This is a genomic window from Pseudomonas sp. SYWMCR5 (assembly GCF_057197165.1).
Genome location: NZ_JBXUNH010000008.1, coordinates 101,467 through 121,794, shown reverse-complemented (window position 1 = coordinate 121,794; position 20,328 = coordinate 101,467). Strand labels below are relative to the sequence as shown.

Below are 20,328 nucleotides of genomic sequence, written 5' to 3'. Positions count from 1 at the left end.
AGGCCAACGCGGTATACTCCCGCTCTTTTTTCCGGAGCGACGTCATGTCCCTGCCCAGCCTTCGCCTCAAAGCCAATGCCGACCGCCGCCTGCGCGCCGGCCACCTGTGGGTCTACAGCAATGAAGTCGATGTCGCCGCGACTCCGCTGCAAGGCCTGAAGGCCGGGCAGCAGGCGATCCTCGAGGCGGCCAACGGCAAGCCGCTGGGCGTGGTGGCGGTGAGCCCGAACAACCTGATCTGTGCCCGCCTGCTGTCGCGCGATGCCAAGCTGCCGCTGGACAAGTCGCTGCTGGTGCACCGCCTGAACGTCGCCCTGTCACTGCGTGAGCGCCTGTTCGACAAACCCTGCTACCGCCTGGTCTACGGCGACTCCGACCTGCTGCCGGGCCTGGTGGTCGACCGCTTCTTCGACATTCTCGTGGTGCAACTGGCCTCGGCCACCATGGAAGCTCACAAGGATGAGGTGATCGCTGCCCTGGTACAGGTGCTCAAGCCCAGTGGCATCCTGTTCAAGAATGACTCCGCCGCGCGCGACGCCGAGGGCCTGGGCCGCTATGTCGAGACTGTTTATGGCGAAGTGCCAGACTGGGTCGCGCTGGAAGAGAACGGCGTGAAGTTCGAAGCGCCGGTACGTGAAGGCCAGAAGACTGGCTGGTTCTACGACCACCGCATGAACCGTGCGCGCCTGGCGCCCTACGTCAAGGGCAAGCGCGTGCTCGACCTGTTCAGCTACATCGGTGGCTGGGGCGTACAGGCCGGGGCCTTCGGCGCCAGCGAAGTGTTCTGCGTCGATGCCTCGGGCTTTGCCCTGGATGGCGTCGAGCGCAATGCCGCGCTCAACGGCATTGCCGAAAAGCTGACCTGCATCGAAGGCGACGTGTTCGAGGCCCTGCGCGAACTCAAGGCCGCCGAAGAACGCTTCGACGTGATCATTGCCGACCCACCCGCCTTCATCAAGCGCAAGAAGGACCTGAAGAACGGCGAGGCCGCCTACCGCCGCCTCAACGAGCAGGCCATGCGCATGCTCAACAAGGACGGCATCCTGGTCAGCGCTTCGTGCTCCATGCACCTGCCCGAAGATGACCTGAACAACATCCTGCTGACCAGTGCCCGCCACCTGGACCGCAACCTGCAACTGCTCGAGCGCGGCGGCCAGGGTCCGGACCACCCAGTGCACCCGGCAATCGCCGAAACCCGCTACATCAAGAGCATCACCTGCCGGTTGCTGCCCAACAGCTGACCCACCTGCCTGGGGCTGGCCTACAGCCCCAGGTCATGCAATGTGTGGTGATTGTTGGCGATGATGTTGGCGATCAGCGACTCCCCCGGGAAGTCGGCCATGATGATGCCCACGGTCCTGACCGTTGGCTGCGGGCCGTTGAAATCCTCGATATCGTCCCGCGCCAGGGAGTGAAACAGGCGCATGACTCAAGTCCTTTGCGAGCGCAAGAAGACGTCAGGCTAATGACCCGGCGGACAGCCGGGCACTAGATAACTATCGACCGACCATGACTGCAGCGCTGCCTTGGCAAAAACCCTGCTCAGATATCCAGCACCATGCGGCGCGCGATGGTAGCTGCAGCCAGGCCAGGAAAATACCGCTGGAAGGGCATTTGGGAGATGTCCTGCATCACCCTGTCCAAATGACGAAAAGCACCGTCCAGACACATCGTCATTCCCTCGTCGCGCCAGCGGTGTAGAATCGGCCTATTCATCGCCAGACATCCCCAGGCGGGTTTATGAGCTCTGGCCAAGCACGCGGCGATCCCGCGCTGTCTTCGGCCCCATCCGTGCCAGCGGCAACCGGCCTTCGGCGCAAAGGACAAGAGAAGCTCACTCCCCTTTCCAGAGACCTGATTAAGCCGCCAGGAGTGCTTCATGCCTGATTATCGTTCCAAGACTTCCACCCAGGGCCGCAACATGGCGGGTGCCCGCGCACTGTGGCGCGCCACCGGGATGAAGGACGAAGACTTCAAGAAACCGATCATTGCCATCGCCAACTCGTTCACCCAGTTCGTCCCGGGCCACGTGCACCTGAAGGACCTGGGCCAGCTGGTCGCCCGCGAGATCGAGCGCGCCGGTGGCGTGGCCAAGGAATTCAACACCATCGCCGTCGACGACGGCATCGCCATGGGCCACGACGGCATGCTGTACTCGCTGCCGAGCCGCGAGATCATCGCCGACGCCGTCGAGTACATGGTCAACGCCCACTGCGCCGACGCCATCGTCTGCATCTCCAACTGCGACAAGATCACCCCCGGCATGCTGATGGCTGCCCTGCGCCTGAACATTCCAGTGATCTTCGTCTCCGGCGGCCCGATGGAAGCCGGCAAGACCAAGCTGGCCAGCCACGGCCTGGACCTGGTCGACGCCATGGTCATCGCCGCCGACTCGACCGCCAGTGACGAAAAGGTCGCCGAGTACGAGCGCAGCGCCTGCCCGACCTGCGGTTCGTGCTCCGGCATGTTCACCGCCAACTCGATGAACTGCCTGACCGAAGCCCTGGGGCTCGCCCTGCCGGGCAACGGCTCCACCCTGGCCACCCACGCCGACCGCGAGCAGCTGTTCCTCACCGCCGGACGCACCATCGTCGAGCTGTGCAAGCGCTACTACGGCGAGAACGACGAGTCGGTACTGCCGCGCAACATCGCCAACTTCAAGGCGTTTGAGAACGCCATGATGCTCGACATCGCCATGGGCGGTTCGACCAACACCATCCTGCACCTTCTGGCTGCCGCCCAGGAAGCGGAGGTCGACTTCGACCTGCGCGACATCGATCGCCTGTCGCGCAAGGTGCCACAGCTGTGCAAGGTGGCGCCGAACATCCAGAAGTACCACATGGAAGACGTCCACCGCGCCGGCGGCATCTTCAGCATCCTCGGCTCGCTGGCCCGTGGCGGCCTGCTGCACACGGACCTTCCGACCGTGCATAGCCGCAGCATGGAAGAGGCCATCGCCAAGTGGGACATCACCCAGACCGATGACGAAGCCGTGCACACCTTCTTCAAGGCAGGCCCGGCCGGTATCCCGACCCAGACCGCGTTCAGCCAGTCGACCCGCTGGGAAACCCTCGACGACGACCGCGAGAACGGCTGCATCCGCAGCTTCGAACACGCCTACTCGCAGGAAGGTGGCCTGGCCGTGCTCTACGGCAACATCGCCCTGGACGGCTGCGTGGTCAAGACCGCGGGCGTCGACGAGTCGATCCATGTGTTCGAAGGCACCGCGAAGATCTTCGAAAGCCAGGACAGCGCCGTGCGCGGCATTCTCGCCGACGAAGTGAAGGCCGGCGACATCGTGATCATCCGCTACGAAGGCCCGAAAGGCGGTCCGGGCATGCAAGAGATGCTCTACCCGACCTCGTACCTGAAGTCCAAGGGCCTGGGCAAGGCCTGCGCCCTGCTCACCGACGGCCGCTTCTCCGGCGGCACCTCGGGCCTGTCGATCGGCCATGCTTCGCCGGAAGCGGCCTCGGGCGGCGCCATCGGCCTGGTCAAGGACGGTGACAAAGTGCTGATCGACATTCCGAACCGCTCGATCAACCTGCTGGTCAGCGACGAAGAGTTGGCCGCACGCCGTGTCGAACAGGACAAGAAGGGCTGGAAACCTGCCGAAGTGCGTCCACGCAAGGTCACCACTGCACTGAAGGCCTACGCCCTGCTGGCGACCAGCGCCGACAAGGGCGCTGTGCGTAACAAGGCGATGCTCGACGGGCTGTGAGGCTTTGAGGGTGTGAAAGAAGAACCGGCGCCTTGAGCGCCGGTTTTTTTATGCCTGTGGGAAAGTGTCGGCCCTTTCGCGGGCAAGTCGGGGCGCCGAACCGCCACTCCCACAGGAGGGGTGGTCACCCTGTAGGAGCGGCGGTTCGGCGCCCCGACTTGCCCGCGAAGAGGCCGGCATAGGAGCTACAACGCTTACTGAATCTGCTCCGGCGTCACGATCACCCAGTTCTTGTCCGCCGTCACCGGCAACCCTTCCTTAGCCTGCGCCGCCGCATGCTTGGCGATCATTCCGTTCAGTTGGTCCATGTACTTGGCCTTGCGGTTTATCCACAGGTGGATGCCGCCCTTGCCCACGTCGACCCCATGAAACTGCATGTAGCCGTCGCTGGTCGGCGTATCGCCGCCTACCAGCACCGGTCGCTTCCACTCATCGATGTAGGTCAGGATGGCTGCCTGCTTGCCAGCCATCCAGGTGGCGGGTGTCCACAGATAGGGCGTCAACTCCAGGCCCTCGTTGGCCTTGGCATCATAGTGGCCTTCGCTGATCTGCTTGCGCGCCGTGGTCAGCGCGCCGCTGGCGCGGTCCTTGAGCAGCAGGCTGACGCCGATCACGTTCTGCGGCTTGACGTTGTAGCCATACTTGGGATCGGACGCGACCATGCGCACCAGCTCCTCGGACGCGGCCGAGATCACGTAGACCTCGATGCCGTTCTCCATCAGCTTGTTGTACAGCTCGGCCTGGCCGGTGAAGACCTTCGGCGGCTGCACCTCGATACTCTTGACCTGATCGCCTTCGAAGTAGGTGCTGGGAACCGGCTTGTTCGAGGCCATCAGCTCATCGACCTGAACCTTCAGTTCCTTGAGCGTGAAGCCCGAGAACACCTGCGCCACCCAGGGGTAGCAGACCATGTCATCGATTTCGCACAGGCGATAGTAGTAGCTGAACAGGCTCTCCTTGTGCTCGGCGGTATCCTTGAACGGGATCAGCTTCAGCGAAGGATCGAGCTTGTCGCGGGTCAGCAGGCCCTTGTTCTCCATGAACGGCAGCAGCGCTTCCTCGAGGTCGTAGCGATAGCTGGTGTTGTCCATGTCGAAGACCGCGTAGTTACCCTTGTGGGCATTGGCAGCGATCATCGTGTCGAGCTGTTTGGCGGCCTCGGCGGGCCAGTGCTTGAGTTCGGTAGCCGCCCAGGTGCTGGCACTGAGCAGTAGGGCGAGACCGCCCGCGAGGAGTTTCGGAGCAGACATCATGTGCGTTCTCCAGAGACATGGCCGCTCAAGCCTAGACCGCCTGCATGACAGGCAGACGTCTGGCACCGACCTCGAAAGAGCTCGAAACGGCATGTTCATTGCCAACCGCGACATCCCGTTATTCCATAAACGACTATCTAAATTACATTTAGATATAAATTCGTTTGTTTTCATACTGTTAGCATTTCCGTTCGCAATCGCTCACAGAGGCGATTCCTACTTTTGCTTCACGGAGCTTCAATGAACCTGCCGCTTTCCCTCAACCTGCTGGCGTTCCTGGCCCTGCTGCTGGGCCTGGCGCAAACCCGTCGCACCGACTGGAGCCTGGCGAAAAAAGTGCTGCTTGGCCTGGTGCTGGGCGTCCTGTTCGGCCTGGTGCTGCACAGCCTGTACGGCGCAGGTCATCCGGTGCTCAAGGCGACCATCGCCTGGCTCGACCTGGTCGGCAACGGCTATGTCGGCTTGCTGCAGATGATCGTCATGCCGCTGATCTTCGCCTCGATCCTCAGCGCGGTGGCACGTCTGCACAACGCCTCGGCCCTTGGCCGGATCAGCGTGCTGAGCATCGGCACCCTGCTGCTGACCACAGCCATTGCCGCACTGATCGGCATCGCCCTGACCAACCTGTTCGGCCTCAGTGCCGAGGGCCTGGTGGCAGGCGTCCAGGAAACCGCGCGCCTGCAGGCCATCAACAGCGAGTACGCAGGCAAGGTCGCCGACCTCAACATACCGCAACTACTGCTGTCGTTCATCCCCAGCAACCCGGTGGGCGACCTGGCCCGGGCCAAGCCGACCTCGATCATCAGCGTGGTGATCTTCGCCGTGTTCCTCGGCCTTGCTGCCCTGCAACTGATCAAGGACGACAAGGACAAGGGCGAGCGCGCCCTGTCGGCCATCGACGTGCTGCAGGCCTGGGTCATGCGCCTGGTGCGCCTGGTGATGAAGCTCACGCCTTATGGCGTCCTGGCGCTGATGACCAAGGTGGTGGCCAGCTCGAACCTCGATGACATCCTCAAGCTGGGCAGCTTCGTGGTGGTGTCGTACATCGGCCTGGGGCTGATGTTCGTGGTGCACGGGGTGATCCTGGCGTTCACTGGCGTCAGCCCGCTGCGCTTCTTCCGCAAAGTCTGGCCGGTGCTGACCTTTGCCTTCACCAGCCGCTCCAGCGCCGCCAGCATCCCGCTGAACATCGAGGCACAGACGCGCCGCCTGGGCGTGCCACAGTCGATCGCCAGCTTCAGCGCATCGTTCGGCGCGACCATCGGCCAGAACGGTTGCGCCGGCCTGTATCCGGCAATGCTGGCGGTGATGGTGGCGCCGGCCGTGGGCATCGACACCTTCGATCCACTGTGGATCGCGACCCTGGTAGCCATCGTCACCCTGAGCTCGGCAGGGGTTGCCGGGGTCGGAGGCGGCGCGACCTTCGCCGCGCTGATCGTGCTGCCGGCCATGGGCCTGCCGGTCGAGCTGGTGGCGCTGCTGATCTCGGTCGAGCCGCTGATCGACATGGGCCGCACCGCGTTGAACGTGAATGGCTCGATGACCGCAGGCGTGGTGACCAGTCAACTGCTCAAGCAGACCGACCAGCAAGTACTGGCCGGGGACGAGCATGCCGAGCTGAGTCACTCCTGAGCAACACTTGCCGGGCATTCGTGGGGGCGGGCTCACCCGCTCCCACAGGACAGGCTCTATCGCTTGTCCCACACCTCGAAGTGATACACCGGCTTGCCTTCCTCGACCTGCCGTTCGGTCGATACCAGCGCCCACTGCGCCGCGTCGAACGCCGGGAACCAGGCATCCCCTTCAGGCGCCAGCTCCACCCGCGTCAGGTACATCCGGCTCACCAGCCCCTTCTCCAGCGCCTGCCCGTATAGCTGCGCCCCGCCGATCAGCATCAGCTCATCAACCCCTTGCTCGCGCGCCCACTGCTCGGCACGCGCCACTGCCGCGTCCAGCGAGGCGAATACCTCGGCGCCTGCCAGCGTCAACCCGGGCTGGCGGCTGACGACGATGTTCAGGCGCCCAGGCAGCGGTCGCCCGAGCGAATCCCAGGTCTTGCGCCCCATGATGATCGGCTTGCCCAGGGTGGTGGCCTTGAAGTACTTGAAGTCCCCCGGCAGGTGCCAGGGCATGGAGTTGTCGATGCCGATCACGCGGTTCTCGGCGAGCGCCGCGATCAGGCTGAGGGGGAGTGATGTGTTCATGCCAGCGAGGATAGCACCCGGCACGTGGGTTATGCTTGGGCCTCGACCCGTGCAATGGAAGACCTTGTGACTGCACCGACCGAACTGGACAAACGCTGGCTCACCGAAGCGGTGCGCCTGCGCGAAGAACACGCCGGGCCCCTGGAAGACCAGGAAGCCAACCGCCGCGCGCGCCAGCAAGGCGGCGACCTGGCGGCACGCATCGAGCATCGCGCACTGTGGCTGGCCGAGCGCGACGGCATGACCCAGGCCCTGCGCCACTGGAAGCAGGGGGCACGCCTGGCCCTGCTGGCCCTGATGATCATCGCCGTACTCAGCGGCGCGGGCCTCGGTCTCGCGGCGCTGGGTGACGGCCAACGCCCGGTGAATGTGTTCTGGGCGCTGGGCAGCCTGCTGGGCCTGAACCTGGTGTTGCTGATCGGCTGGGCCCTGGGCTTCTTCTTCGCGGGCGAGCAGGGCGCGGCCTTGGGCCGGCTCTGGCTATGGCTCAGCGAACGCTTCGCCCGTGATGCCAAGGCCGCGCACCTGGCCCCCGCCCTGCTGGTGCTGCTGCAGCGCAAGCGCCTCAATCGCTGGCTGCTCGGCCTGCTGGTGCATGGCCTGTGGCTGCTGGCGATGAGCGCGGCGCTGGGCATGCTGCTGGCGCTGCTGGCGACCCGACGTTACGGCTTCGTCTGGGAGACCACCCTGCTCGCCGCCGAACCCTTCATCGCCCTGACCAACGCCCTCGGCGCCCTGCCCTCGCTGCTGGGTTTCAGCATTCCCGACGAAAGCATGATCCGCGCCAGCGGCGCGACTTTGCCGAGCCTGGACATCGCCCGTCAGGCCTGGGCCAGCTGGCTGCTCGGCGTGGTGCTGGTGTACGGCCTGCTGCCACGTCTGCTGCTGGCCATCCTGTGCCTGTGGCGCTGGCGCCAGGGCCGCAGGCAACTCGCCCTGGACCTCAGCCTGCCAGGCCATGCCCAGCTGCGTGAAGCGCTGATGCCACGCAGCGAGCGCATCGGTGTCCAGGACGCCGCCCCCGAGCACCTGCCGCAGTTCGAGGCCGGCCAACTGGAAACCGGCAGCAGCGGCGCCCTGCTGGTGGGCCTGGAGCTGGACGACCAGCGCAACTGGCCGCCCAAGCTGCCGCCCACGGTGACTAACGCCGGTGTACTCGACAGCCGCGAATCGCGCAACAAACTGCTCGAGCAGCTCAGCCGCTTTCCTCCGGCGCGCCTGGCCATCGCCTGCGATCCGCGCCGCTCGCCTGATCGTGGCAGCCTGGCGCTGCTCGCCGAACTCGCGCGCAACGCAGGCGCCACACGCATCTGGTTGCTCCAGGCCTTGCCTGGCCAGGCACTGGACGCCGCCCGCCTGGGCGACTGGCACGAAGCCCTCGATCGCCTCGGCCTGCCCCACGCCGACACCTCGCCCCTGACCTGGCTGGAGCATGGCCATGACTGATCCGCTCAAGCTGGCCGTGGTCGGCCACACCAACGTCGGCAAGACTTCGCTGCTGCGCACCCTCACCCGTGATGTCGGCTTCGGTGAGGTCTCCCATCGCCCCAGCACTACCCGCCATGTCGAAGGCGCGCGGCTGTCGGTGGAGGGCGAGCCCCTGCTCGAGCTCTACGATACCCCCGGCCTGGAGGACGCCATCGCCTTGCTCGACTATCTGGAGCGCCTGGAGCGTCCCGGTGAACGTCTCGACGGCCCAGCCCGCCTGGAACGTTTTCTCCAGGGCAGCGAGGCACGCCAGCGTTTCGAACAGGAAGCCAAGGTGCTGCGCCAGTTGCAGGCGAGCAATGCCGGTCTTTACGTGATCGACGCACGCGAGCCGGTGCTGGCCAAGTACCGTGATGAACTGGAGGTGCTCGCCAGTTGCGGCAAGCCGTTGCTACCGGTACTCAACTTCGTCGCCAGCAGCCAGCACCGCGAGCCGGAGTGGCGTGAGGCCCTGGCCCGCCTGGGGCTGCATGCGCTGGTGCGGTTCGACAGCGTGGCCCCGCCCGAGGACGGCGAGCGCCGCCTCTACGAAAGCCTTGCCCTGCTACTGGAGAAATCCCGCCCCGCCCTGCAGCGCTTGATCGACGACCAGCAGGCCCAGCGCCAGGCCCGCCAGCACAGCGGCAAGCGCCTGATCGCCGAGCTGCTGCTCGACTGTGCCGCCTGCCGACGCAGCGTCGAGGCAGAGCCTGCCGCTGAAGCCAAGGCCATCGAGGCGCTGCGCCAGGATGTGCGCCAGCGCGAACAACGTTGTGTCGAGGCGCTGCTCAAGCTCTATGCGTTCCGCCGTGAGGATGCCAATGCCGGCGACCTGCCGTTGCTGGATGGTCGCTGGGGCGATGACCTGTTCAACCCCGAGACCCTGAAGCTGCTGGGCGTACGTCTGGGCAGCGGTGTGGCCGCTGGCGCGGCGGCCGGGGCTGGTGTCGATCTGCTGGTCGGCGGCCTGACCCTTGGCGCTGCCGCGCTGGCGGGGGCCATTGCCGGCGGCGCACTGCAAACTGCGCGCAATTACGGATCGCGGTTGCTGGGCAAGCTCAAGGGTCAGCGTGAACTGACCGTGGATGACAGCGTGCTGCGCTTGCTGGCGCTGCGCCAACAGCAACTGATGCTCGCCCTGGACAGCCGTGGCCATGCCGCACAGGAGAGGGTGCGGCTGGGCGAGCTGGATGAGAAAGCCTGGCGCGAAGGCAAGCTACCGGAAGCGTTGAGCAAGGCACGGGCGCATCCGCAATGGTCGACGCTCAATCCGGGCGCACGGGTGAACCAGGCGGAACGCCAGGAGCAACTCGAGGCGTTGGTGTCACAGATCTGAGGCGCTTCCCTGTAGGAGCAACTGTCTTGCTCAAATTTAAAGGCCAGCCCAATCCCCCTGTGGGAGCGGGCTTGTCCCGCGAACACGGGCGTAGCCCGTGCCAGGCAGCGCGGTGTTTTTTTCGCGGGCAAGTCGGGGCGCCGAACCGCCGCTCCCACAAGTCCCTGCAGCACTGCTGAAGGCTGTGCTGCAACTCTCAGATCAAGGCCAACGCCTTCCCTTTCAACACCGCCATGTCCAGCACCGGCACCCCGACCTCCTTGGCCATCTCGTCCCACTCACGCATGCGCAGGCTCACCGCAAACAGCGGGTCGCGCTCGAAGGCGTCGGCCTCGGCATCGCTCATCACGCCCCCCTGGTAACCCAAGGTGCGCCGGCTCGCCTCGCTCAGCCGCTGGTAATAGCCCGGCTTGCGCAAGGTCAGGTAGCGCTTGGCCTCCACGTGGAACTCCACCAGCCGCGCCATGCGTTCGCCGAACCCACAACGGCGCAGATACTCGGCGCCGATACGCTCATGGCTGACCACACCATACCCACCCATGCTGGCGTCACCGCCGCAGAGGTGGCCGATGTCGTGGAAGAACGCAGCGAGCACGACCTCGTCGTCGAAGCCTTCGGCCATGGCCAGTTGCGCGGCCTGGGACATGTGCTCGATCTGGGTGATGGCTTCGCCGATGTAGTCGTCGGCGCCGTGGCGCTCATACAAGGCGAAGGTGTTGTCGATGATCTGGGCTGGGCTGGGCATCGCGGTAGGGTCCTGGCGTCGTGAGGATAGGCCTGTTGAATGTAGTGCTACTTACTGTGCCACCTTCTCCGACTTGCCGTCGTAGCGCTTGCGCCATTCGCCCAGGATCTGGTCGCGGTGCTTCGACGCCCAGGCAAAGTCGTTCTTGATCAGGCGTTGCTCATAGTCGGCCGGCAGTTCGGTCTGCGGCTTGGCGATGCCCGGCGCGGCCAGCACGGCGAAGTTGTCCTTGTACAGCTCCATGGCCGCTGGGCTGGCCGAGAAATCCGCCAGGCGCTTGGCTGCGTCAGCCTTAGGCGTGCCCTTGATCACCGCCGTGGCCTCGATTTCCCAGCCCAGGCCTTCCTTGGGCAGCACGATGTCCAGCGGCGCACCCTGGCGCTTGAGCTGCACGGCCGGGTACTCGAACGAGATGCCGATCGGGAACTCGCCCGCCGCCGCCAGCTTGCAGGGCTTGGAACCAGAATGGACGTACTGCCCGATGTTCTGGTGCAGGGCGTCCATGTAGGCCCAGCCCTGGGGCTCGCCGAAGGTCTGCAGCCAGGCACTGACATCCAGGAAGCCGGTGCCGGACGAGGCAGGGTTGGGCATGACGATCTTGCCCTTGTACTCGGGCTTGGTCAGGTCCTGCCAACTCACCGGCTTGCTCAGGCCCTGCTTCTCGGCCTCGATGGTGTTGAAACAGATCGTCGCGGCCCACACGTCCATCCCCACCCAGGCTGGCGGGTTGGCGGCGTCGCGGTAATTCGGTGCGATCTTGCCCAGGTCTTTCGGCGCGTAGGCATCGAGCATGCCGTTCTGATCGAGGATGGCCAGGCTGGAGGCTGCCAGGCCCCACACCGCGTCGGCCTGCGGGCGGTTTTTCTCGGCCAGCAGCTTGGCGGTGATGATGCCGGTGGAGTCCCGCACCCATTTGATCTCGATATCCGGGTTGGCCTTCTCGAACGCCTGCTTGTAGCTCTTGAGCTGCTCGGCTTCCAGGGCGGTGTAGACGGTCAGTTGGGTAGCGGCCGCCGAGGCGTGCAGGCTGAACACGGCAGATATGGCAGCAACAAGGGCAAGTGGCTTGAACATGAGGCAGCTCCTTTGAGGTGGACAGTCGGATCAGGGTTTGGGCGCGCGCTGGCGCCAGGCCTGGGAGCGGCGCAACAGACCGCGCGAGGCCCCCGCCAGCAGCAGCGAGGCCGTGGCGCTGGTGAGCAGGATCAGGGTGGACATCGCCGCAGCGCCGCCAACGTTGCCGGCATCGTCCATGTTCAATACGGCGACGGCGGCCAGGATCGTGTCGGGGCTGTAGAGGAAGATCGCCGCCGACACCGTGGTCATCCCGGAGACGAACAGGTAGCGCACGATATCCAGCAGTGCAGGCAGGCAGATCGGTACGGTGACGCGCAGGTAATGCCGATACAGCGGCGCCTTGAGCGACAGCGCAGCCGCTTCGAACTCACCATCGAGCTGGCGCAGCGCAGTGCTTGCGGTCATCTGTGCGGTGGTCAGGTAGTGAGCGATGGTGCAGACCACCAGCAACGCCATGCTGCCGTAGAAGACATGCAGCGGGTTGCCGGCGAGGTTGAAGAAGAACACGTAGCCCAGGCCCAGGACGAGCCCTGGCACCGCCATCGGTACGAAGCTGAGCAGGCGCAAGGCTTGGTTGAGCAGGCGCTGGCCTTGGGTTTTCTCCATCAGGTAGGTGCCGGTAAAGATCACCACGCTGCCGATCACGGCGCAGCACAGGGCCATGGTCACGCTGTTGCGGTAGGCCAGCCAGCCGCCACCAGCGGTGTCGTCGAACAGGTAGTGCTTGAACGAAAGCGTCAGGTTGTAGGGCCAGAAGGTGACCAGCGACGAATACACCGCCATGCCGATCACCCCCAGCAGCGCTGCGCAGACCAGCACCACGATGGTCAGGAAGCAGGCATCGCGACGACGCGAAGGCTGAGGCTCGAATACCTGCGCGCGCCCGCTCATCGCCTCGCCCTGGCGGCGGCGCAGCCAGGCATCGACGCTGAAGCTGAGCAGCGCCGGCACCAGCAGGACCATGCCGATCAGGGCGCCACGGCCGAACTGCTGCTGGCCGACCACCGCCTTGTAGGCTTCCAGTGCCAGCACCTGATAGTCGCCACCGACCACCACCGGCACGCCAAAGTCGGTGATGGTCAGGGTGAACACCAGGCAGAACGCGGCGAACACCGCTTGGCGCGTGGCCGGCCAGGTGATGCTGCAAAAGGCCCGCCACGGTCCTGCGCCCATGCTCGAGGCCGCGTCGAACAGCCTCGCATCGGCGAGCGACAGCGCCGACAGCAGGATCATCAGGGCATGCGGGAAGGTGTAGATCGCCTCGCCGAGCACGATCCCCCAGAAGCCATAGATGTTGTCGCTCAGCAGTGCACGCAGCAGGCCCTGGTTGCCGAACAGGTAGACCAGCGCAATGGCCGGCAGCATCGACGGCGCCAGCAGCGGCAGCAATGAAATCCCGCGCCACAAGCCCTTGGCCGGGATCAGCGTGCGTTGCAGGGCATAGGCGAACACGTAGGCCAGCGGCACGACGATCAGCGCCACGCTGAAAGCCACCGCCAGGCTGTTGCCGAGCAGCCAGCGAAAGTTGTCGCTGGCAAATAGCTCGGCGGCCGCCTGCAGGCCACCGCCCTGGCCCGCCTCGCCGCTGAAACCACGCCAGAAGATGGCCAGAAGCGGCATCAGCACGGCCAGCAGCAGCAGGAGCAACAGCAGACTCTTGCCACCGACCACGAACAGGCGATCACCTAGGGCGATGCCACCACCTGGTGCGGCCTTGACGGCGGCCAGCGATACGCTCATGGGCGCGGCCATCTCAGGCAAACACCTGCAGGCTCTGCGGTGGCAGGGCCACCCAGATATCCTGCGAGCCCAGGCGCGGCATGGCTTCGGGCGCCAGCTCCGCGAGCAACGCGTGCCCCGGCAAGGCCTTGAGCTCGAAGCTCATGCGGCAGCGGTTGCCGAGAAAGGTGAGCTCACGCACCTTGGCCGGAAACAGGTTCTCCTCGTGTACCACCGGATTGATCATGATCGCCTCCGGGCGGCAGAACAGCCGGCCACTGCGCGCACTCGCCGCGCCCGGAGCCAGACGCATGCTCATGCTGCCCACCTGGGCGTGGCTGTCGTCATGGCGCTGGAACGGCAGCCAGTTGCCCTGACCGACGAACTCGGCAACGAACGGTGTGGCAGGCCGGTCGTAGATATCCTGCGGGGAGGCGTACTGCTCGACCTGCCCGTTATTCATCACGGCGATGCGGTCGGCCATCAGCATGGCCTCGTCCTGGTTGTGGGTAACCATCAGCGTGGTGATGCCCAGCTTGCGCTGCAGTTGGCGCAGCTCGGTGCACAAGTGCTCGCGCACCCGCGCATCCAGCGCCGACATTGGCTCGTCGAGCAACAGCACCGACGGCGCTGGCGCCAGCGCACGGGCCAGGGCCACACGCTGCTGCTGGCCACCGGAGAGCTGGCTGGGGTATTTCTTTTCACTTCCGGTCAGGCCGACCAGCTCGAGCATTTCGGCGACGCGCTGACGCGACTGGTCGCGGCTGCCGTCCGTCAGGCCATAAGCGATATTGGCTTCGACAGTGAGGTTGGGGAACAGCGCGTAGGACTGGAACAGGATGCCGTAGTCACGGGCCTGGGGCGGCAGATCGGAAATATCCCGTTCGCCGATGTACAGCGAGCCACGGTCCTGGCGTTCGAGGCCGGCGATGCAACGCAGCAGGGTGGTCTTGCCGCAGCCGGAGGGGCCGAGCAGGCAGACCAGCTCGCCGGCGGCAATGTCCAGGGACACGTCGTTCAGCGCAGTAAACGCGCCGAAACGCTTGTGGATGCCGCGCACGTGCATGTGTGCGCCCGGAGTGGTGTGGTTCATGGCGGGGCCTCATCGAAGAGATGAGGGCCATGCTAGGAAGGCTGTGCGAAGGTTCTGTGGCGATTAGGGCAAAGCAGGTGATAGTGGCATTGGCGGATTTTGGTTGAGGGCCTGCGAACACAGGCATGGCACCGCGAACAAGCTGCAGGAAATCTAGAACCGAGCCCCCGCCACTTCCTGCGCTACCCCAAGAAACGCCGCCGGCAAGCGCGCCTGGCGCCGCTCCTTCAGGCAATACAGGTACTCGTGCATCAGCGGCGCGCCCTCCAGTGCCAGCACCCGCAACTCCGGGGTCAGGGGCACTTCATGGCGGGCAATGACGCTGATGCCGATATTGCGCAGCACCGCTTCGCGAATCGATTCGCGGCTGCCGATTTCCAACAGCGCACCGGCCTTCACCCCGGCCTCCTGCATCATCTGCTCGGTCAGCTTGCGCGTGGTCGAACCCGGTTCGCGCATCAACAGGCAATGCCCGGCGAGGCCTTCGATGCCCACCGCCTGACGCTGCGCCAGCGGATGGCTGCGGTGCACGGCCACGACCAGCGGATCGCTGCCCAGCACCCGGCGCACCAGGCGCGCATCCTCGACCAACTGCGACGAGGCAGCGATGTCCACCCGGTACTCCTCGAGCATCTCCAGCACCTGTTGCGAGTTGCCGATCTCCACCGCCACCTCGACCTGGGGCAGGCGTTCGCGGAACACCTTCACCAGGTCGAGAATGTAGTAAGGCGCGGTGGCCGCGACCCGCAAGCTGCCCTGGGCCTGGCCGCTGTTGCGCAGTTCGAACTCGATGTCCGCCTCTTGCTGCAGCAAGGCCTTGACCCGCGGCAGGAGCCTGGCGCCCTCCTCGCTCAGCACCAGGCGTCGGCCCCCCCCGGTAGAACAGCTCGACCGCGTACTGGCTCTCCAGGTTGCGGATCTGCGTGGTCACCGTGGGCTGGCTGAGCCCAAGCTTCTTCGCCGCCAGCGTGATGCTGCCCAGGCGGGCCACCATGTAGAAGGCTTTGAGCTCCGATGCGAGCATGGCACCTCGTTATTTGCGCAACAGGCGCAAGCCGTTGAACACCACCAGCAGGCTCACGCCCATGTCGGCGAACACTGCCATCCACAGGGTGGCCATGCCGGCAAAGGTGATTGCCAGGAATATCGCCTTGACCCCCAGTGCCAGGACAATGTTCTGGATGAGGATCGCAGCGCTCTGGCGCGACAGCCTGACGAACGCCGGGATTTTGCGCAAGTCGTCGTCCATCAGCGCCACATCCGCGGTTTCGATGGCGGTGTCGGTGCCGGCCGCCGCCATGGCGAAGCCGATCTCGGCGCGGGCCAGGGCCGGGGCGTCGTTGATGCCGTCGCCGACCATGCCCACGCGGTGGCCTTGAGCGTAGAGGTCTTCGATGGTCTTGAGTTTGTCGGCAGGCAGCAGGTTGCCCTCGGCGCGATCGATACCCACCTGGGCAGCGATGGCCTGGGCCGTGTGCGGGTTGTCGCCGGTCAGCATGACCGTCTTGATCCCCAGCTCATGCAACTCGGCGATGGCCTGGCGGCTGCTGTCCTTCACGGTATCGGCCACGGCGAACAGTGCCAGCGGGCCGGAGCGGTCGAGCAGCAGCACGACGGTCTTGCCTTGGCGCTCGAGCTGGTCGAGCTGAGCTTCCAGCGCAGGCGAGCACAGGCCCAGTTCCTCGACCAGTCGATGGTTGCCCAGGTGATAGGCCTGGCCATCGATCTCGCCACGCACACCGCGCCCGGCCAGCGCGGCGAACTCCATGACATCGCTGAGGGCGATGTTCTGCGCCTTGGCATGCTGGGCAATAGCGCGCGACACCGGGTGGTCGGAACGCTCTCCCAAGCTCGCGGCCAAGGCCTGGGCGCGATCCTCGAACAGCGGGTCGAGCGCCTTGAAGTCGGTCTGCACTGGCTTGCCGTGGGTGATGGTGCCGGTCTTGTCCAGGGCCAGGAAGTCCAGCTTGCGCCCGCCCTCGAGATAGACACCGCCCTTGATCAGGATGCCCTTGCGCGCCGCCGCAGCCAGGCCGCTGACGATGGTCACCGGGGTCGAGATCACCAGCGCGCACGGGCAGGCCACCACCAGCAGCACCAGGGCACGGTAGACCCAGTCGAACCAAGCACCGGCCATGAACAGCGGCGGGATGATCGCCACGGCCAATGCCACGGCGAACACGGCGGGGGTGTAGATGCGCGAGAACTGATCGACGAAGCGCTGGGTCGGCGCCCGCGCGCCTTGCGCCTCTTCCACCGCCTTGATGATGCGTGCCAGGGTCGATTGCCCGGCGCCAGCCGTGACGCGGAACTCAAGGGCACCGGCCTGGTTGATGGTGCCAGCGAAGAGTTTGTCGCCCACAGTCTTCTCGACAGGCAGGCTTTCGCCGGTGATCGGTGCCTGATCGACGCTGGATTGCCCACTGACCACCTCGCCATCCAGGCCGATCCGCTCGCCCGGGCGCACCCGCACCCGTGCACCGATGGCCACCTCACGCACCTCGACCTCACGCCATTGGCCATCCGCTTGTTGCACGGTGGCCATATCTGGCGTCAGTTGCATCAGGCCGCTGATGGCGTTGCGCGCCCGGTCCAGCGAGCGTGCCTCGATCAGTTCGGCGATGGTGAACAGCACCATGACCATCGCCGCCTCCGGCCACTGGCCGATCAGCACGGCACCGGTCACGGCGATGCTCATCAGCGCGTTGATGTTGAGGTTACGGTTCTTGAGCGCGATCCAGCCCTTCTTGTAGGTGCCCAGGCCGCAGCCGAGGATGGCTGCCAGTGCCAGCAAGGCCACCACCCACTCCGGCGCCAGCGCGGAGAAGTGCACGATTTCGGCGCCAATCGCGGCAATACCCGACAATGCCAATGGCCACCAGCGGGTCTTGTGGGCAACAGGGGCGCTGGCGCTGCCAGCGTCGTCTGCAGCCAGGGGCTCGGCCTTCATGCCCAGGCTGTCGATGGCACGCTCGATCTGCACGGTGCCGTCGAGGGTGTGGCGCACGCCGAGGATGCGGTTGATCAGGTTGAACTCCAACTGCTCGATGCCAGCAAGCTTGCCAAGCTTGTCCTGGATCAAGGTCTGCTCGGTCGGGCAGTCCATCGCTTCGATGCGAAAACGGCTGAGGCGCGCCTGGTCGCTGGCCTTTTCGGTCAGTTGCACGAAGGCCGGCGCCGCTTTGCTGGCACAGCAGCTGTGGGCCTGGGTGTCGTGGCAGGAGGACTTGGCGCCATGCTCATGGCCATGATCGTGCTTGTGGTCGTGGTCGTGACTGACAGGCTGGTTCATAGGTTCGCCCTGATGGAGAGTGCCCACTGACGGGGGGTTGTTGCCAAGTGAACACCCTGTAGCCACTATAGGGTCAAGCGATCCAATGGAGATTTCGTCATGAAGATCGGAGAACTGGCCAAGGCCACCGACTGCGCCGTGGAAACCATCCGCTACTACGAGCGCGAGCAATTGCTGCCCGAACCCGCCCGCACCGACGGCAACTACCGCCTGTACACCCAGGCCCATGTGGAGCGTCTGACCTTCATCCGCAACTGCCGAACCCTGGACATGACACTCGACGAAATCCGCAGCCTGCTGCGCCTGCGCGACACCCCCGAAGGTGCGTGCGGCAGCGTCAATGCGCTGATCGACGAGCATATCGAGCATGTGCAGGCGAGGATCGATGGTTTGATGGCGCTGCAGACGCAGCTGGTGGAGTTACGCAGGCAGTGCAATGCACAGGGGGATGAGTGCGCGATCTTGCAGCAGCTGGAGGTCAATGGTGCGGTGTCGGTGCCGGAGACCGAGCATTCGCATGTGGGGCGTAGTCACGGGCATTGAGGCCGGTAAAGGCCTCTGCCCGTGAAAAGAGCGACGCGGCCTCGAATCAGACCGCCATCGGCGCCGTCATCGGCGCATGATGCTCATACCCTTCCAGCCAGAAATCACTCGGCTCGATCTTTTCCAGCCACTCCGGCTCATACACACCGGTCTCGGCAAACGCCGGCACACGGTCGCTGATCACCAGCTTCGGCGCTTCCAGCGGCTCGCGCTTGAGCTGCTCATTGAGCATGTCCAGGTGGTTCTCGTACACATGGGCATCGCCGATGAAGTAGGTGAACCAGCGCGGGGTATAGCCGGTCAGGCGCCCGAACAGCGACAGCAGGGCCGCACCTTCGGTGAGGTTGAACGGTGTGCCCAGGCCCAGGTCGTTGGAGCGAATGTAGAGCGTGAGGGAAATTTCCTTCGTCTCGACATTGGGGTGGAACTGGTACAGCAGGTGGCAGGGCGGCAGCGCCATCTCGTCGAGCTGGGCGCAGTTCCAGCCGTGGAACAGGATGCGTCGGCTGCCCGGGTCGTTGGCGATGGTGTCCAGGCACTGGCGCACCTGGTCGATGGCCTTGTAGAGGATGACGAATCCCTGGCCATCTTCCTCGTCCTTGGCGATCTGGCGGAAACCGGCCTTTTGCGCCATTTCGATGGCGGCCGGGTTGCTCAGCGGGATGCGCTTGTAGCCTGGCCACTGGCGCCATTGCACGCCATAGATCTCGCCGAGGTCGTCATGACCCTGGCGGAAGGGGTTGGCCAGCCATTGGGCGTTCTCGTTGGCGTTCTGGTCCCAGACCTTGCAGCCGAGGTCGCGAAACTCGCCGGCGTTCTTCACGCCGCGCAAGAAACCGACCATCTCGCCGATCGCCGACTTGAACGCCAGCTTGCGTGTGGTGATGGCCGGGAAACCCTTCTGCAGGTCGAAGCGCAACATGGCGCCCGGCAGGCTGATAGTGCGGATACCGGTGCGATTGCCCTGCAGCGTGCCGTTCTCGATGACGTCGCGAACCAGGTCTAGATACTGTTTCATGGCCTACCTGTAGCAAGCACGGCAGGGGGATCGCCCCTGCCGTGGAATTATCAGTGGGCGGGTGTCGCCGTGGGTTTGCGATTATAAGCCCACCAGATCAAGGCGAGGCCAGCGACGATCATCGGTATGCAGAGAATCTGACCCATGGTCAGCCAGCCCCACGCCAGGTAACCCAGCTGTGCGTCCGGTACGCGGACGAACTCGACGATGAAGCGGAAGATCCCGTAGAACAGCGCGAACATGCCGGAAACCGCCATGGTGGGGCGTGGTTTGCGCGAGAACAGCCATAGGATCAGGAACAGGGCCACACCCTCCAGTGCGAACTGGTACAGCTGCGAGGGGTGACGCGGCAACTGCGCCGGATCGCTGAACGGCGGGAAGATCATCGCCCATGGCACGTCGGTCGGCTTGCCCCACAGCTCGGCATTGATGAAGTTGCCGATACGCCCGGCACCCAGGCCGATCGGCACCAGCGGCGCGACGAAGTCCATCAGCTCGAAGAACGACTTGTTGTTGCGCTTGCCGAACCACAGCGCTGCCAGCATCACGCCGATGAAGCCGCCATGGAACGACATGCCGCCTTTCCACACTTCGAAGATCAGCGTCGGGTTGGCCAGGTACTGGTGCAGGTCGTAGAACAGCACGTAGCCCAAGCGCCCGCCGACGATCACGCCCATCGACAGCCAGAAAACCAGGTCGGAGAGCTTTTCGCGGTTCCAGGTCGGGTCGAAGCGGTTCAGCCGGCGCGAGGCGAGCAGCCAGGCACCGCCGATGCCGATCAGGTACATCAGGCCGTACCAGTGGATTTTCAGCGGCCCGAGGGCCACGGCCACGGGGTCGATCTGCGGGTAAGGCAGCAT

The 20,328-nt window shown here is 65.0% G+C and carries 17 protein-coding genes and 1 pseudogene; 6 read left to right on the top strand and 12 right to left on the bottom strand.

The features are described 5' to 3' along the window. Positions 1-44 precede the first annotated feature (44 nt). On the top strand, positions 45-1,241 hold the full coding sequence (locus tag AC2CGW_RS20100; RefSeq protein ID WP_186665558.1) for a class I SAM-dependent rRNA methyltransferase: 1,197 nt from the start codon (positions 45-47) through the stop codon (positions 1,239-1,241). A 20-nt stretch (positions 1,242-1,261) separates the two neighbouring features. Here AC2CGW_RS20100 and AC2CGW_RS20095 read toward each other — a convergent pair whose 3' ends face one another. Next, on the bottom strand, positions 1,262-1,426 hold the full coding sequence (locus tag AC2CGW_RS20095) for a hypothetical protein (protein WP_484574482.1): 165 nt from the start codon (positions 1,424-1,426) through the stop codon (positions 1,262-1,264). A gap of 116 nt (positions 1,427-1,542) precedes the next feature. Continuing rightward, positions 1,543-1,881, bottom strand: a complete 339-nt coding sequence (locus tag AC2CGW_RS20090) for a hypothetical protein (protein ID WP_186711554.1) — start codon at positions 1,879-1,881, stop codon at positions 1,543-1,545. On the opposite strand from AC2CGW_RS20090, the gene ilvD reads away from it, so the two are divergent. Continuing rightward, entirely contained in the window at positions 1,880-3,721 is a 1,842-nt protein-coding gene (gene ilvD, locus AC2CGW_RS20085) for a dihydroxy-acid dehydratase (RefSeq protein ID WP_054891146.1), read from the top strand. The two genes, AC2CGW_RS20090 and ilvD, sit on opposite strands and share 2 nt — an antisense overlap. Positions 3,722-3,915: 194 nt before the next feature. Here the strand turns inward: ilvD and AC2CGW_RS20080 are convergent, their stop codons facing one another. Further along, a complete protein-coding gene (locus AC2CGW_RS20080; RefSeq protein ID WP_202883555.1) occupies positions 3,916-4,971 on the bottom strand; it encodes an HAD family hydrolase in 1,056 nt (351 codons plus the stop codon). Between the two features lie 243 nt (positions 4,972-5,214). Between AC2CGW_RS20080 and AC2CGW_RS20075 the strand changes: the two genes are divergently transcribed. Further along, positions 5,215-6,606 carry an L-cystine transporter gene (locus tag AC2CGW_RS20075; RefSeq protein ID WP_484574481.1) on the top strand — a complete coding sequence of 464 codons (1,392 nt, stop codon included), beginning with the start codon at positions 5,215-5,217 and terminating at the stop codon, positions 6,604-6,606. A 56-nt stretch (positions 6,607-6,662) separates the two neighbouring features. Here the strand turns inward: AC2CGW_RS20075 and AC2CGW_RS20070 are convergent, their stop codons facing one another. Further along, positions 6,663-7,178 carry a dihydrofolate reductase gene (locus AC2CGW_RS20070; RefSeq protein WP_186665550.1) on the bottom strand — a complete coding sequence of 172 codons (516 nt, stop codon included), beginning with the start codon at positions 7,176-7,178 and terminating at the stop codon, positions 6,663-6,665. 54 nt (positions 7,179-7,232) lie between these two features. On the opposite strand from AC2CGW_RS20070, the gene AC2CGW_RS20065 reads away from it, so the two are divergent. Both AC2CGW_RS20065 and AC2CGW_RS20060 read left to right on the top strand, forming a co-directional pair. Continuing rightward, entirely contained in the window at positions 7,233-8,624 is a 1,392-nt protein-coding gene (locus AC2CGW_RS20065; protein WP_186721943.1) for a DUF2868 domain-containing protein, read from the top strand. Beyond that, positions 8,617-9,981, top strand: coding sequence for a GTPase/DUF3482 domain-containing protein (locus AC2CGW_RS20060; RefSeq protein WP_484574480.1), 1,365 nt, complete (start codon positions 8,617-8,619; stop codon positions 9,979-9,981). The genes AC2CGW_RS20065 and AC2CGW_RS20060 overlap by 8 nt, the downstream gene beginning before the upstream one ends. A gap of 196 nt (positions 9,982-10,177) precedes the next feature. Here AC2CGW_RS20060 and AC2CGW_RS20055 read toward each other — a convergent pair whose 3' ends face one another. The 6 genes and pseudogenes from AC2CGW_RS20055 to AC2CGW_RS20030 form a co-directional block, all read right to left on the bottom strand. Then, positions 10,178-10,726 carry a phosphonate degradation HD-domain oxygenase gene (locus tag AC2CGW_RS20055; RefSeq protein WP_426352280.1) on the bottom strand — a complete coding sequence of 183 codons (549 nt, stop codon included), beginning with the start codon at positions 10,724-10,726 and terminating at the stop codon, positions 10,178-10,180. Positions 10,727-10,777: 51 nt separating this feature from the next. Further along, the gene (locus tag AC2CGW_RS20050) at positions 10,778-11,800 is read right to left on the bottom strand and encodes a putative 2-aminoethylphosphonate ABC transporter substrate-binding protein (RefSeq protein ID WP_484574479.1); all 1,023 of its coding nucleotides are present in this window, start codon (positions 11,798-11,800) and stop codon (positions 10,778-10,780) included. Between the two features lie 30 nt (positions 11,801-11,830). After that, positions 11,831-13,555 (bottom strand): putative 2-aminoethylphosphonate ABC transporter permease subunit, encoded by a 1,725-nt coding sequence (locus tag AC2CGW_RS20045; RefSeq protein ID WP_484574478.1) that lies wholly within the window; start codon positions 13,553-13,555, stop codon positions 11,831-11,833. Between the two features lies 1 nt (position 13,556). Continuing rightward, positions 13,557-14,615, bottom strand: coding sequence for a putative 2-aminoethylphosphonate ABC transporter ATP-binding protein (locus AC2CGW_RS20040; RefSeq protein ID WP_484574477.1), 1,059 nt, complete (start codon positions 14,613-14,615; stop codon positions 13,557-13,559). A gap of 153 nt (positions 14,616-14,768) precedes the next feature. Then, a pseudogene (locus tag AC2CGW_RS20035) lies at positions 14,769-15,639 on the bottom strand (LysR family transcriptional regulator). A gap of 9 nt (positions 15,640-15,648) precedes the next feature. Continuing rightward, positions 15,649-17,907 carry a heavy metal translocating P-type ATPase gene (locus AC2CGW_RS20030; RefSeq protein WP_426351429.1) on the bottom strand — a complete coding sequence of 753 codons (2,259 nt, stop codon included), beginning with the start codon at positions 17,905-17,907 and terminating at the stop codon, positions 15,649-15,651. A 99-nt stretch (positions 17,908-18,006) separates the two neighbouring features. Between AC2CGW_RS20030 and cadR the strand changes: the two genes are divergently transcribed. Then, entirely contained in the window at positions 18,007-18,450 is a 444-nt protein-coding gene (gene cadR / locus AC2CGW_RS20025; protein WP_054891134.1) for a cadmium resistance transcriptional regulator CadR, read from the top strand. 46 nt (positions 18,451-18,496) lie between these two features. On the opposite strand, the gene AC2CGW_RS20020 is transcribed toward cadR, so the two are convergent. Beyond that, positions 18,497-19,468 carry a thymidylate synthase gene (locus tag AC2CGW_RS20020; protein WP_426351430.1) on the bottom strand — a complete coding sequence of 324 codons (972 nt, stop codon included), beginning with the start codon at positions 19,466-19,468 and terminating at the stop codon, positions 18,497-18,499. Positions 19,469-19,518: 50 nt separating this feature from the next. Beyond that, positions 19,519-20,328 carry a prolipoprotein diacylglyceryl transferase gene (gene lgt / locus AC2CGW_RS20015; protein ID WP_054891132.1) on the bottom strand — a complete coding sequence of 270 codons (810 nt, stop codon included), beginning with the start codon at positions 20,326-20,328 and terminating at the stop codon, positions 19,519-19,521.

Excerpts from the sequence above, each read along its gene's own strand:
- AC2CGW_RS20100 (WP_186665558.1), top strand. The coding sequence starts at position 45 with ATGTCCCTGCCCAGCCTTCGCCTCAAAGCCAATGCCGACCGCCGCCTG.
- AC2CGW_RS20095 (WP_484574482.1), bottom strand. The coding sequence starts at position 1,426 with ATGCGCCTGTTTCACTCCCTGGCGCGGGACGATATCGAGGATTTCAAC.
- ilvD (WP_054891146.1), top strand. The coding sequence starts at position 1,880 with ATGCCTGATTATCGTTCCAAGACTTCCACCCAGGGCCGCAACATGGCG.
- AC2CGW_RS20090 (WP_186711554.1), bottom strand. The coding sequence starts at position 1,881 with ATGAAGCACTCCTGGCGGCTTAATCAGGTCTCTGGAAAGGGGAGTGAG.
- AC2CGW_RS20080 (WP_202883555.1), bottom strand. The coding sequence starts at position 4,971 with ATGTCTGCTCCGAAACTCCTCGCGGGCGGTCTCGCCCTACTGCTCAGT.
- AC2CGW_RS20075 (WP_484574481.1), top strand. The coding sequence starts at position 5,215 with ATGAACCTGCCGCTTTCCCTCAACCTGCTGGCGTTCCTGGCCCTGCTG.
- AC2CGW_RS20070 (WP_186665550.1), bottom strand. The coding sequence starts at position 7,178 with ATGAACACATCACTCCCCCTCAGCCTGATCGCGGCGCTCGCCGAGAAC.
- AC2CGW_RS20065 (WP_186721943.1), top strand. The coding sequence starts at position 7,233 with ATGGAAGACCTTGTGACTGCACCGACCGAACTGGACAAACGCTGGCTC.
- AC2CGW_RS20060 (WP_484574480.1), top strand. The coding sequence starts at position 8,617 with ATGACTGATCCGCTCAAGCTGGCCGTGGTCGGCCACACCAACGTCGGC.
- AC2CGW_RS20055 (WP_426352280.1), bottom strand. The coding sequence starts at position 10,726 with ATGCCCAGCCCAGCCCAGATCATCGACAACACCTTCGCCTTGTATGAG.
- AC2CGW_RS20050 (WP_484574479.1), bottom strand. The coding sequence starts at position 11,800 with ATGTTCAAGCCACTTGCCCTTGTTGCTGCCATATCTGCCGTGTTCAGC.
- AC2CGW_RS20045 (WP_484574478.1), bottom strand. The coding sequence starts at position 13,555 with ATGGCCGCGCCCATGAGCGTATCGCTGGCCGCCGTCAAGGCCGCACCA.
- AC2CGW_RS20040 (WP_484574477.1), bottom strand. The coding sequence starts at position 14,615 with ATGAACCACACCACTCCGGGCGCACACATGCACGTGCGCGGCATCCAC.
- AC2CGW_RS20030 (WP_426351429.1), bottom strand. The coding sequence starts at position 17,907 with ATGAACCAGCCTGTCAGTCACGACCACGACCACAAGCACGATCATGGC.
- cadR (WP_054891134.1), top strand. The coding sequence starts at position 18,007 with ATGAAGATCGGAGAACTGGCCAAGGCCACCGACTGCGCCGTGGAAACC.
- AC2CGW_RS20020 (WP_426351430.1), bottom strand. The coding sequence starts at position 19,468 with ATGAAACAGTATCTAGACCTGGTTCGCGACGTCATCGAGAACGGCACG.
- lgt (WP_054891132.1), bottom strand. The coding sequence starts at position 20,328 with ATGCTGCCTTACCCGCAGATCGACCCCGTGGCCGTGGCCCTCGGGCCG.